Source organism: Pseudomonas sp., from assembly GCF_049645325.1.
In the GTDB taxonomy this organism is placed as follows: Bacteria; Pseudomonadota; Gammaproteobacteria; order Pseudomonadales; family Pseudomonadaceae; genus Aquipseudomonas.
The window spans coordinates 1-12360 of the sequence record NZ_JBARTQ010000307.1; the positions used below are offsets into that span (position 1 = coordinate 1).

Sequence of the window (12360 nt, forward strand, 5' to 3'; positions counted from 1 at the left end):
CTGGAGCAGGGCTGGACCGATTCTTTGCGTCATTTGTATCCCGATGCGCGGGTTTACACTTTCTGGGATTACTTCCGTCAGCACTGGCAGAAAAATTCCGGGCTGCGCATTGACCATCTGCTGACCAACCCCGCACTCACGCCTTACCTGAAAGACGCCGGCGTCGACGCCTGGGTACGCAACGAGCCCCACGCCAGCGACCATGCGCCGACGTGGATTCAACTGGCTACGCGCAAAAAACGCTAAACCCCGCGAATGATCGCCAAAGCCTCGGCCTTGCCCAGCGGCTGCTGCATGCGTTGCGACAGGCGCGCCATGGCCTGCTGATGTTCGCAGGCGATGACGGCTTCGACCTGATCGCCCCGGCACAGCAGGGCAATGAAGGCATGGCGGTGCAAGTCGCCTTCCAGGTGCAGGCGATTCCAGTGCTGAGGGTGCCCGAGTACTTCAAAGGTTTTTTTGAAGTGGTAGGTCCAGAAGAACGGCACGTCGGCATACTCCTGCGTGTCGCCGAGCATGTTGCGCGCGGCCAGCACGGCAAGTTGCTGGGCCACCCGCCAGTGCTCGATGCGTGTCGGCTGATGGTGCCAGGCAAACGTCACGTTATCGCCGGCGGCCCATAAACCGGGGGCGACCTGCAAGTGGCTGTCAGCCTTCAGCGACTGGTCCTCGGCCTTGTCCACGTGTTGGACAAAGCCTGTGGCGGGCTTTACGCCGACGCCCATCAACACCAGGTCGGCGGCCAGCCGCTTGCCGTTTTTCAGCAGCACGGTACTCACCGTGCCGTGGCCGTCGAGACGCTCGGGCTCGGTGTTGCTGTGAAAGATCACCCCGTTGTCTTCGTGCAGTTGGCGCAGGGCCGCACCGATGCGCTTGCCCAATTGCGCCTCCAGCGGAATTTCATGGCGACTCACCACTTGCACCACCAGGCCGCGTTGGCGCAGCGCTGACGCGGCTTCCAGGCCGATAAAACTGTCGCCGATGATCACCGCGCATGCCGCTGGCTGCGCGGCGTCGGTGATGCGCACGGCATCTTCGCGGCTACGCAGCACAAACACGTTGCTCAGCACGGCGCCGGGGATGTCCAGCGGTTGCGCTTCACCGCCGGTGGCGACCAGTGCCGCGTCGTAGTCGAAGTAGCGACCGTCAGCCAATTCGATGCGTTTGGCCACGGCATCCAGCTGCCGCACCTCACCGTGAATGCCGAGGGTGTCGAACGATGTACCTTCCAGCAGTGGTGGCGTGTCTTCAGGCGCCATCTCACCGGCGATCACGAATTTGCTCAGGGCCGTGCGGTCGTAGGCGGGCGCCTGTTCGCGGTCGATCCACAGCAGGCGCCCGGCAAAGCCTTGCTGACGTAATGTAGCGACGGCGGCGGCGCCGGCGGCACCCGCGCCGATCACGGCGAAGCAGCGCCGGTCCTCGTGCATCGTCGGGGGTTCAGGCGCGATCGGTTCGTCGCCAACACTGACGATGCCATCGTGAACCTCGACCGGGTATTGCTTGAGCGCCGCCAGCGCTGGCGGTTCCAGCAGCGCGCCGGTGTCCACGGCAAAGGCCGCTTTGTGCCAGGGACAGATGATCCGTCCGTTGCAGATAACGCCTTCTTCCAGCGGTGCGCCGGCGTGCGGGCACTGCGCCTGAAAGGCCCGCACCTGGTCGCCGACACGCACCAGCAACACCGGCAGTTTCGCCGCTGTGACACGAACGCCACGGTTTTCGGGCAGGTTGATCAGGCGGGCAACAATGCGCATATTCATAGGCCAATCTCCTTTAGAGGATTGACTGACGATCACGCGAATGGACTTCGTTGAGCCGATAGTCGGTATCCAACAGCGGGCATCACGCCAGCAGTTGAGTGACCGCTGCAAACGCCTTGGCCCGGCGTTCTTCCCAATTGCCGCGAATCACCAGGGCACGCTGTTGATGCTGCTCGATCCAGTCCAGGCTGCCCTCAAAGAACGCACGGCGGTCGGCCAACTCCGGCTGGCAACGCTGACCGTCGGCGGTCCACTCGACATCTTCGGGCGACAGCAACAGGTGCAGGTCGTAGTGACGGGCCAGCAGTTCGCTGTCGAGCCAGGCCGGGCAGTCGCCAAACAGGGTTTGGCTCCACAGCTTATTGGTGAGCAAGTGCGTGTCGAGGATCAGCAGCGCAGGCCGCTCGGCGCGCGCGGCATCCTCCCAGGCCAGTTGGCCACGGGCGATGGCGGGAATGTCCGCCAAGGTGGTGTCGCGTTGATGGTGGTCGATGAAATACCGCACGTATTCCCCCACCATCAGCCCGCCGAAGTGCGCCTGCAGTTCGGCCGCCAGCCAGCTTTTGCCGCTGGACTCTGGGCCGGCCAGTACCACCACCTTCATGCGTGCAACGCCGGGTCGGCGCGCCATTCACGCCAGCCTTGCACGGCGATCACGGTGAACAGCGCATACAGCGCGGCGGTGAGGTACAGGCCTTTGTACAGGAATAGGCCGACGAAAATCACGTCCACCACAATCCACAGCGCCCAGCACTGCACGCGTTTTTGCGCCATCCACATTTGCGCCACCAGGCTGAAGCCGGTGAGGGCGGCGTCGAGCCACGGCTGGGCGGCGTCGGTCCAATGCGCCATGGCCGCGCCGAGCAGCGCGCTGAACACCGCGCCGACCGCGAGGCTGGCCATGATCGCGGGCACACCCAGGCTGGTCACCTGGCGTCCTTGCTTGACGTCGCCGGCGCGTGTCCACTGCCACCAGCCGTAGAGTTGCAGGGCGGCGTAGACCACCTGCAGCAGCATGTCGGAATAGAGTTTTACGTCGAAGAACACCCAGGTGTAGAGCAACACCATCACCAAACCGATGGGCCAGCACCAGGGGTTCTGTTTGACCGTCAGCCAGACAGCGATCACCCCCAACGCGGCGGCGAACAGTTCAAGCCCGGACATGGCGGTTCCTTGGGAGAGTCGAAGAGGGCGGTGATTGTAACCAAAGATTGTTGGCAGTAGGAGTGATCGTTCCCATGCGCAGCGTGGGAACGATCATGTTGGCCGGGCCTAGACCTTGAACTGGCGCAGCAGCCCGTCGAGCTGTTCGCTGAGCCCGCGCAGATGCGCGCTGGCCACGCTCGACTGCTCGGCTGCCAACGCGGTGCTGTGGGACAAGCCCGCCGCTTGGGTGACGTTCTGGTTGATGTCTTCGACCACATGCGCCTGTTGCAGGGTGGCACTGGCAATCGAGGCATTCAGCCCATTGAGGTTGCGCAGCGCCTGGCCGATGGCGTTCAGGCTCTCGCCGGCTTGGCCGGCTTGCTCGATGGTCAGTTGCGAGGCGCTGTGGCTGTCACTGATCGCCTTCACGGCGGCGTGGGAATGGCCTTGCAGGCGTTCGATCATCACCTGGATCTCAGCGGTGGATTTTTGCGTGCGCTGGGCCAGCAGGCGAACTTCGTCGGCGACCACGGCGAACCCTCGGCCTTGCTCCCCGGCCCGCGCGGCCTCAATGGCGGCGTTGAGGGCCAGCAGGTTGGTCTGGTCGGCGATGGAGCGGATCACTTCGAGCACGCCGCCAATCTGCGTGCTTTCACTGGACAGGGTACGGATCACTTCCACTGCCTGGCTGATGGTGCCGGAGAGTTGGTCGATCTGCTGCAGGCTGCCATCGATATTGATTTGGCCCTGTTGCGCCTGGGCCTGGGCGTCGCGCATTTCGCTGGCGGCGTGTTCAGCGTTTTTCGCCACGTCCTGCACGCCGTACGTGACTTCGTTGATCGCGGTGGCGACCAGTTCCATCTGCTGCGATTGCTGCTGGCTGCGGGCATGGGCTTGCGTGGCGTTGTCGCCCAGCTCAGTCGAGGACTGGCCCAACGCATTGGCGCAGACCTGCAACTGCCCGACCACCTGGCGCAGCTTGGCGGTAAAGCTGTTGAAGTGCTGCGACAGTTGGGTGACCTCGTCGCGCCCGTGGGTGTCGAGGCTGCGGGTCAGGTCGCTTTCGCCGCTGGCGATGTTGCCCATGGCGTTCACCGCCGCCTGCAAGGGCTGCACGATGCTGCGGGCGATCAACATCACCAGCAAAGCCATAATCACTGCGATGCCCAGGCCGATCAATGAGGCCTTCCACACCTGGCCCCTGAACTCGGCCTGCACGTCGTCCACGTACACGCCGGAGCCGATGATCCAGCCCCACGGCTCGAACAACTGGATGTAGGAGGTCTTTTCTACAGGCGCCTCGGCGCCGGGCTTGGGCCAGCGATAGTTGACGATGCCGGCGCCCTTGGCCTTGGCCAGGATCACGAATTCGTTGAACACCGCAAACCCGTCGGGGTCGCGGATGGCCGAGAGGTTCTGGCCGTCAAGCTTGGGGTTGGCCGCGTGCATGATCATCACGGGCGTCAGGTCGTTGATCCAGAAATAGTCGTCGTGGTCGTAGCGCAGGCCGCGCACTGCGCTCAACGCCTGTTTCTGCGCGGCTTCGCGGGTCAGTGCGCCGGTTTTTTCAAGGTTTTGGTAATAAGCAAGCACGCCACTGGCGGTTTGCACCACGTGCTGGGTTTGCTGGCGCTTGGCCTGGTAGAGGTCGCCGTGGATCTGCTTGAGCATCAGCAGCCCCAAGGTCAGCAGCATCAACACGGCGACTATCAGGATCAGCCACAAGCGGCGACTGATCGACATGCTGCGCAAACTGTTCATCGTCCTGTCACTCCATGCTTTTTATAATTGTGGGCGCTGCATCGACATTTCCGGCTTGTCTGATAGGCTTTCGGCCAATGCTCGAAAAACCTGAGTACTGCCTGATTTTTCACGGAATTTTTGCAGCCCTGGATGGATCATCCAATGCCTGGCACTGCAGTGCACCTTGCGTCAGTGAACCACTAAAAAAGACTAACGAGGCGTGCCACGCGCATGACCTTTGGGGGAAACATGGATTTTTGGACCGCCATACAGGCATTGATACTGGGCGTGGTGGAAGGGCTGACGGAGTTCCTGCCGATTTCCAGCACCGGCCACCAGATCATCGTCGCCGACTTGATCGGTTTCGGCGGCGAGCGCTTTGAGGCGTTCAACATCATCATTCAGCTGGGCGCGATCCTCGCGGTGGTGTGGGAGTTTCGGCGCAAGATCCTCGACGTGGTCGTTGGCTTGCCGACCCAGCGCAATGCCCAACGCTTCACCGTCAACCTGATCATCGCCGTGCTGCCGGCGATTGTGCTGGGGGTGATTTTTGCCGACCTGATCAAGCATTACCTGTTCAACCCGATCACCGTCGCCAGCGCCCTGGTGGTGGGTGGTGTCATCATGCTCTGGGCTGAACGCCGCCAGCATGCGGTTCACGCTGAAAGCGTGGATGAGATCACCTGGAAAGACGCGCTCAAGGTCGGCATGGCTCAATGCCTGGCGATGATTCCGGGCACGTCACGCTCCGGCGCGACCATCATCGGCGGCCTGTTATTCGGCCTGTCGCGCAAGACCGCCACCGAGTTTTCGTTCTTCCTGGCCATGCCGACCATGGTCGGTGCGGCGCTGTATTCGGGCTTCAAGTACCGCCATTTGTTCCAGCCAGACGACCTGCCGGTGTTCGCCATTGGCTTCGTCACCTCGTTCATCTTTGCGATGATTGCGGTCAAGGCCTTGCTCAAATTCATCGCCAGCCACAGCTATGCCGCGTTTGCCTGGTACCGGATTGCGTTTGGCCTGTTGATTCTGGCCACCTGGCAATTCGGCTGGATCGACTGGTCTGCGGTCAAGCCATGAATATTCAGCACCCGCGCCTGAAGGCGTTGATCTTTGTGCTGCTGTGCGCCGCGCCGTTGGTTGGGGCGGCTCTGGTGTGGCATCGCGGCGAGACGGTGATTCCGCTGGCGGCTTACGGCGTGGTCAGCGTCGTGGCGTTTTTCCTGTACTGGGGTGACAAGCGCAAGGCACAGACGGAAGGCCCGCGCGTTCGCGAAAACATCCTGCACGCCGTGGAACTCGCAGGCGGCTGGCCGGGCGCGTTGATCGCCCAGCAGGTATTCCGCCACAAGACGCGCAAGGTGTCTTACCAGGTACTGTTCTGGGTGATCGTATTGCTGCACCAGGTGTTCTGGCTGGACCAGTTGTTCCTGGGCGGCACGCTGCTTTCAGTCCTCTAGCCACAAGCCGATCTGCGTGCGCTTGGGCAGTTTGCTCACCACCAACTGGTGGGAACGCTGCAACAAGCCACGCAGTTCTTCAGCGCCCAGCGGGTAGGGCGTGTTCATGATGATCCACTGCGCACGCGCCAGGTACGGCGCCGGGTGGATGCCCGGGCGGTCCACATGGCCCAGGAACAATTCCTTGTCGACCTTGAACGCCAACGACTCTCCCCGCAGGTTCTGCAAGGCGAACATCTTGTTGCCGGCAATCGAGAACACCCGCACGCCGCCCCATTTGTAGTCTTCCCGTGCGCCGGGCAGGCTCAGGCAGAAAGTGGCGACCTGTTCCTCGGTGATTTTCATAACAAGCGATCTCCGCAGCCCTTGAAGGCTTCTTCCAGGTAGTCGATCCAGGCACGAATGGCCGGCAATACGCCTCGGCGGTGCGGGTAGACCGCCTGCAACCAGCCGCCCGGCGAGGACCACTCGGGAAGCAGTTGCACCAGTTGGCCGCTGGCCAATTCTTCTTCGCAATACATCATCGGCAAGACGGTAAAGCCCAGGCCTTTCAAGGCGCAGGCCTTGCGCACGATAAAGTCGTCGATGCCAAGGCGCGCTTCCATCGACACGTCTTCGGGATTGCCGTGGGGGTCAAGCAGGCGCAGGTGCACCAGGCGGTCCGGTTCCAATGCGCCAAGTACTGGCAATTGTTTGAGGTCTTGCAACGTGTTGATGTGCCGGCCCTGCAGGAATTCAGGGCTGGCGACCAGAATCGTCTGAGCCTGGCGCAGGCGCTTGGTCACCAGCAGCGGGTCTTCATCGCCCAACTCGCGTACGCGCAGGGCCACGTCGATGCCTTCAGCCACCAGGTCGACACGGCGGTTCACCAGCGTCATCTCAAGCTGCACCAAGGGGTGGGCGGCGAGAAAGCCGGCGACCATTTCCGGCAACATGTGCTGGGCCATGCCCACCGGGCAGCTGACCCGCAGCCGCCCACGGGGCTCGCTGGACATGCTCGCCACGGCCTCGTCGGCCATCTCCGCTTCCAGCAGCATCGCCTGGCAATGGCGCAGGTAGCGCTCGCCGACGGCGGTCAGGGTCAATTGCCGCGTGGTGCGTTGCAACAGCCGCGCGCCCAGGCGCTCTTCGAGCTCGGCAATGCGCCGCGACAGCCGTGATTTGGGAATTCCCAGCATCCGGCCGGCTGCCGCGAAGCCACCGGCTTCCACGACTTTGGCGAAATAGTAGAGGTCGTTGAGGTCTTGCATGGTTTGCCTATTGTCCTGTCAGGGGGACGAACTATCCGCGCCTGGCGCGGGCAAATCCACTACAAAAAAAGCGAGCGCCTTGCGGGCGCTCGCTTTGGTGGCGATGAGGAGCCTAGAACTGCGCGCCGGCCATCAACACATACTTCACATGCACGTACTCTTCGATCCCGTAATAACTGCCTTCACGGCCATAGCCGGATTGTTTGATACCGCCAAAAGGAATCGACGCGGTGCCCACCGAGCCGGCGTTCAAGATCACCATGCCAGCCTCCAGTTGGCGCGACAGCCGCAGCGAACGCCCGAGGGCGCTGGTGTAGGCGTATGCCACCAAGCCGAATTCGCTGTTGTTGGCGCGGGCAATGACTTCCTCTTCATCCTTGAAGGCATAGAGCGCAAAGACCGGCCCGAAGATCTCGTTGGTCGCCAGCGGCGAGTCATCCTGCAAACCCGTCAACACCGTGGGCTCGTAGAACAAGCCGCCTTTGGCGTGGGGTTTGCCGCCCATCAGCACCTTGGCGCCGGCGGCCTTGGCGTCTTCCACCAGGCGCACGACCTTGTCGAAGCCCACCTGGTTGATCAGCGGGCCGACCACGAAATCTTCGCGCAGCCCTTGGTCGACTTCGATCTTGGCCACGGCTGCTTTCACCCGTTTGATGAAGTCTTCGAGGATGCTGTGCTGCACAAAGATCCGGTTCGGCGAGATGCACACCTGGCCTGAATTGCGCAGCTTGGCGCTCACCAGACCCTTCACGGCTTCGTCCAGGTTGGCGTCCTGGAACACGATAAAGGGCGCGTTGCCGCCCAGTTCCAGGGTCATCTTCTTGACCGTCGCCGCGCATTGCGCCGCGAGCAATTTACCGACGCCCGTGGAGCCGGTGAAGGTGATTTTGCGGATGCGCGGGTCGCCGGTCAGGATCAGGCCGATGGCCTTGGGGTCGCCGACCACCACTTCCAGCACGCCTTCGCCGATACCGGCCTTGCGTGCGTATTCCAGCAGCTTGAGGGCCGTCAGCGGTGTGTCTTCAGCCGGTTTGATCACCATGGTGCAGCCGGCGGCCAGGGCCGTGGCGACTTTGCGGGTGATCATCATGAACGGGAAGTTCCACGGGGTAATCGCTGCGACCGGGCCGATGGCTTCCTTGGTCACCACTACGTTGGCATTGCGGTCGTGGGTGGGAATGGTGTCACCGTAGACGCGTTTGGCTTCTTCGGCGTACCACTCGATAAAGCCCAGGCCGTAGTCGATTTCGCCACGGGCCTCAGTCAGGCATTTGCCGTTTTCGCGGCACAGCAGTTCGGCAAAGGCTTCCTTGTCGGCTTTAACGCTGTCGTGCCAGCGGCGCAGGATGTCGCTGCGTTCCTTGGCGAGCTTGCCGGACCATTCGGGGAAGGCGGCGCAGGTGCGGTCGATGGCGGCTTTGACCTCAGTGGATGTGTGCTTGGCGATGCGGCCTATTTCTTCACCGGTGGCAGGGTTGTAGACGATAAGCATGGGGACTCTCCGAAGGCTGAATGGACGGTTTCAGGCTACGCAAAAGCGCGATTGAGGCGAATATCCATTCCACTGTGCTGATTGCCTATTCCTATGAGTCCGTAGCCACAGCTGCCGGTTGCGCAGTATTGTGCGGTTTTCGCGCAGGAGCCGCCGAGCATGGGCCGCACCCAAAGAATCATCGACTTGATGGGCCGGCTGGCGCCTGTCGAAGGCTATAACCTGAGCGCACTGGACGACGTGCGCTTCCTGCGTTCGAACCGGCCGTTGCATCGCGTGCCGGTGTTGTACGACCCGGGCATCGTGATTGTCTGCCAGGGCCAAAAGCGCGGGTTTCTCGGCGAGGACATTTACCTGTATGACGCCCAGCATTACCTGGTGGTGTCGGTGCCGGTGCCGTTTACGATGGAGACCGAGGCCACGCCAGAGGAGCCAATGCTGGCGGTGTACTTGCAGCTGGATTTCACCCTGGCGGCTGAACTGATGGTGGCGCTGGATGACTTCCCGCAGTTGGTTGAGGCCAAGCCACGGGGCATGTATTCCTCGCCCATGGATGACAAGCTCATCGAGTCACTGCTGCGCTTCCTGGAGGCGATGAGTGTGCCCATGGACGCACAACTGCTCGGCCCGGCGCTGATGCGTGAGATCTACTACCGGATTATCACGGGCGAGCAGGGCGGTTCGATGCGCGCAGCGCTCACGCGCCAGGGCCAATTCGGCAAGGTGGCGCGGGCGATTCGCAAGATTCACGCGTGTTATCACCAGCACCTGGATGTGGAGGCGCTGGCGGCGGAGGCGATGATGAGCGTGCCGAGTTTTCATGCGCACTTTCGCACGGTCACCGACACCTCGCCGATGCAGTACCTCAAGTCCACGCGGCTGCACCAGGCGCGCTTATTGATGCTGCGCAGCGACATCACGGCTGCCACGGCCTGTGCGAAGGTGGGCTACGAAAGCGCTTCGCAGTTCAGCCGTGAGTTCAAGCGTTTCTTCGGGCGTACGCCTCAGCAGGAAATCCTGTGGATGAAACGCACCTATGCGCTGCCTGCGCCTACGACGTCGTCGATTTACGTGTCGTCGCACTGAACAGGATGATCAGCAGGGCCAGCCCGGCAAATGCCGCGCCGGTCAGCGCCTGCCCTTGCCAGCCGTACTGTTCAGAGGCGAATGCACCCGCCGCCGAGCCCAACGCGCCACCGATGAAGTAGATCACCATGAACACCGTGTTCAAGCGGCTGGTGGCCGAAGGTTCGAGCGCCAGGACGCGGGTCTGGTTGGCCAGTTGGTTGATCCGGTTGCCGAGGTCGAGGAAGGTCGCGGCGATCAGGATCGGCGCCCACCAGCCGCTGGGGCCAAAGGCATAAATCAGCACGAATGCGCTCAGCACGGTGCCGATGGCCACCCGCTCCAGCAGGCGACCGTGGCGCCGGGTCAGTTGGCCGATGGTCGAGGCGCAGAGGATGCCGACAATGGCCGACAGCCCGAGCAAGCCTGCCTGTGCGCTGGAGAACCCATAAGGTGGCGCCGCCAGCAGCGCCGCCATCGAGCCCCAGAACACGTTCAATGCGCCAAAGATCAGGGCCGCCTTGATTGCCGATTGGCGCAAGGTCGGGTGTTGCCGCGCCAGGCCCCAGAGGGATTTGAGCAGGGCGCCGTAGGCCAGCTTGCTGGTGGAGATCGACACCGGCATGCGCGTCAGGATCGCCATGAACAGCAGCACATCCAGCGCCGCCGCCAGGGCGAACATGCCGCGCCAGCCCAGCCAGCCACTGACCACACCGCTGACCGTCCGGGCCAGCAACCCGCCAGCCGACAAGCCGCTGACCATCAGGCCCAGCACCGCGCCTTTTTGCGAGGGTTCGCTGAGGTCTGACGCCGCGGGAATGATCACCTGGGCGCTGATGCCCGACAGCCCCAGCAACACGCTCGCCACCAGCAGCCACGAATAGGACGGCGCCGTCGCCGAGGCCAGCAGGCTGATGAAGTTGATGCACAACACTGCAAGGATCAGGGTGCGTCGGCTGATCCGGTCACCCAGCGGCACAAACAGCAGCAGGCCGCTGGCGTAACCGAGTTGGGTGAGCATCGCGATCTGTCCGACATGCGCGGTAGACACCGCGAACGTGTTGGCAATCAGCGGCAGCATGGCCTGGTTGTAGTAAATCGTGGCGACAGAAAACCCGCAGCAAATGGCGAGAATCAGGGTCAGCCCTTTGGTCAGGGGAGGTGTGTGTGCGTGCATGGGGCGCCCAGTGGCTGTCGGATCTGCGGCGAGAATGAAGTGAAGCGCGGCTGAAATCCAGCGCTGCAGAGGTTTGGGCAAGAACCGTGTTGGATTGGATTTCGGGTGAAAATGGATTGTCCTGTCAATGGGACGAACAATCGCGTTTTGGCCCTCTAATCGTGCATTGCGTTCATCTGTAGGATCAACCCCACTTGATCGCCTCGTCGCGATCCTCACTTGGAGATCCCGCATGAAACTGTTGCATATCGATTCCAGCATCCTCGGCGACAACTCGGCTTCCCGTCAGCTCAGTGCGGGCGTGGTCAAGGCTTGGCAAGCGGCAGAGCCGGGTGTGCAAGTGACTTACCGCGACCTGGCGAGCGAAGGCATCAGCCACTTTTCCGGCGTGACCCTGGGTGCGCTGGGCACGGCTGCCGAGTTGCGTGACGCGGTACAAAAGCACGAGGCTGAACTCAGCGCGTCGTCGCTGGCTGAATTCATCGCCGCCGACGCCGTGGTGATTGGCGCGCCGATGTACAACTTCTCGGTGCCTTCCCAGCTCAAGGCCTGGATCGACCGCATCGCGGTGGCTGGCCAGACCTTCCGTTACTCGGAAGCCGGCGCTGAAGGCCTGTGCGGTGGCAAGAAGCTGATCATCGTATCCACCGCGGGTGGCTTGCATGCTGGCCAGGCCAGCAACGTCGGTCACGAGGACTACCTGAAACTGGTGTTTGGCTTCCTGGGCATCACCGACATCGAGTTCGTGCGCGCCCAAGGCCTGGCCTATGGCGATGAGTTCCGCGCCAAGTCCCTGAGCGACGCCAACGTGGTTATCAACGAACAATTGTTCGCCGCCGCGTAAGGCTTGTGTAAATTTCGCCTCTCCCCGGTTTCAATCTGAAACCGGGCGCCTAAACTCTGTATTCTGATCGCCTCAAAACGACCGGAATACGGAGTTTTTTCGTTTGCCCGCTGTCTCTACTTTGGCCCAGGTTATGCACACATGGGTATATCACCCGGTGCGAGTGCCTTGAACCATGGACTTTTCAAATAGACATGCCGCGGCTGTTGAATGTGGTCACGCAACAAAGGTGGACATCCCCATGATGCGTCTTTGTGCTGTTTTGGTTCTTTCCCTGCTCGGCGGCATGGTTTCAGTGCACGCCGCCCCCGCACCGCACCCGCATTGGAGTGTGGGCTTTCATCGCATGAGCTTTCTCGACCCGCTGGATTTGCAGCCGATGAACGCCATCGCGTTTTACCCATCCACCGACGATGAGCATTC

The 12360-nt window shown here is 62.1% G+C and carries 12 protein-coding genes and 2 pseudogenes; 6 read left to right on the plus strand and 8 right to left on the minus strand.

Annotated elements, in window-relative coordinates; all coding sequences use genetic code 11:
* Positions 1–246 (plus strand): annotated as a pseudogene (locus WBB95_RS13885) (exodeoxyribonuclease III); the annotation flags it as partial.
* Here the strand turns inward: WBB95_RS13885 and WBB95_RS13890 are convergent.
* From WBB95_RS13890 to WBB95_RS13905, 4 genes are all read right to left on the minus strand, one after another.
* Complete coding sequence (locus tag WBB95_RS13890; protein ID WP_424488095.1) at positions 243–1760, minus strand: FAD-dependent oxidoreductase; 1518 nt, start codon at positions 1758–1760, stop codon at positions 243–245. The pseudogene WBB95_RS13885 and the gene WBB95_RS13890 overlap by 4 nt on opposite strands.
* Before the next feature lie 82 nt (positions 1761–1842).
* Positions 1843–2364, minus strand: a complete 522-nt coding sequence (locus WBB95_RS13895; protein WP_424488106.1) for an AAA family ATPase — start codon at positions 2362–2364, stop codon at positions 1843–1845.
* Positions 2361–2924 (minus strand): nicotinamide riboside transporter PnuC, encoded by a 564-nt coding sequence (gene pnuC / locus WBB95_RS13900; RefSeq protein ID WP_424488096.1) that lies wholly within the window; start codon positions 2922–2924, stop codon positions 2361–2363. Before pnuC ends, WBB95_RS13895 begins: the two co-directional genes overlap by 4 nt.
* A 108-nt stretch (positions 2925–3032) precedes the next feature.
* Positions 3033–4667, minus strand: coding sequence for a methyl-accepting chemotaxis protein (locus tag WBB95_RS13905; RefSeq protein WP_424488097.1), 1635 nt, complete (start codon positions 4665–4667; stop codon positions 3033–3035).
* A 231-nt stretch (positions 4668–4898) separates the two neighbouring features.
* On the opposite strand from WBB95_RS13905, the gene WBB95_RS13910 reads away from it, so the two are divergent.
* Positions 4899–5729: an undecaprenyl-diphosphate phosphatase gene (locus WBB95_RS13910; protein ID WP_424488098.1), complete on the plus strand. Its 831-nt coding sequence runs from the start codon at positions 4899–4901 to the stop codon at positions 5727–5729.
* Positions 5726–6109, plus strand: a complete 384-nt coding sequence (locus WBB95_RS13915; RefSeq protein ID WP_424488099.1) for a DUF1294 domain-containing protein — start codon at positions 5726–5728, stop codon at positions 6107–6109. The genes WBB95_RS13910 and WBB95_RS13915 overlap by 4 nt, the downstream gene beginning before the upstream one ends.
* Here WBB95_RS13915 and WBB95_RS13920 read toward each other — a convergent pair.
* The 3 genes from WBB95_RS13920 to WBB95_RS13930 all read right to left on the minus strand — a co-directional run bounded on the left by WBB95_RS13920 (position 6098) and on the right by WBB95_RS13930 (position 8851).
* Positions 6098–6454, minus strand: coding sequence for an MmcQ/YjbR family DNA-binding protein (locus WBB95_RS13920; protein ID WP_424488100.1), 357 nt, complete (start codon positions 6452–6454; stop codon positions 6098–6100). The genes WBB95_RS13915 and WBB95_RS13920 overlap by 12 nt on opposite strands.
* A complete protein-coding gene (locus tag WBB95_RS13925) occupies positions 6451–7359 on the minus strand; it encodes a LysR substrate-binding domain-containing protein (RefSeq protein ID WP_424488101.1) in 909 nt (302 codons plus the stop codon). Before WBB95_RS13925 ends, WBB95_RS13920 begins: the two co-directional genes overlap by 4 nt.
* Before the next feature lie 112 nt (positions 7360–7471).
* Positions 7472–8851, minus strand: a complete 1380-nt coding sequence (locus WBB95_RS13930; RefSeq protein WP_424488102.1) for an NAD-dependent succinate-semialdehyde dehydrogenase — start codon at positions 8849–8851, stop codon at positions 7472–7474.
* A gap of 159 nt (positions 8852–9010) precedes the next feature.
* Between WBB95_RS13930 and WBB95_RS13935 the strand changes: the two genes are divergently transcribed.
* Positions 9011–9937, plus strand: a complete 927-nt coding sequence (locus WBB95_RS13935) for an AraC family transcriptional regulator N-terminal domain-containing protein (RefSeq protein ID WP_424488103.1) — start codon at positions 9011–9013, stop codon at positions 9935–9937.
* Here WBB95_RS13935 and WBB95_RS13940 read toward each other — a convergent pair.
* Positions 9903–11093, minus strand: a complete 1191-nt coding sequence (locus WBB95_RS13940; protein ID WP_424488104.1) for an MFS transporter — start codon at positions 11091–11093, stop codon at positions 9903–9905. The two genes, WBB95_RS13935 and WBB95_RS13940, sit on opposite strands and share 35 nt — an antisense overlap.
* Positions 11094–11325: 232 nt before the next feature.
* Here WBB95_RS13940 and WBB95_RS13945 point away from each other — a divergent pair, with 232 nt between their 5' ends.
* Both WBB95_RS13945 and WBB95_RS13950 read left to right on the plus strand, forming a co-directional pair.
* Positions 11326–11937, plus strand: a complete 612-nt coding sequence (locus WBB95_RS13945) for an FMN-dependent NADH-azoreductase (protein WP_424488105.1) — start codon at positions 11326–11328, stop codon at positions 11935–11937.
* 241 nt (positions 11938–12178) lie between these two features.
* Positions 12179–12360 (plus strand): annotated as a pseudogene (locus WBB95_RS13950) (dienelactone hydrolase); the annotation flags it as partial.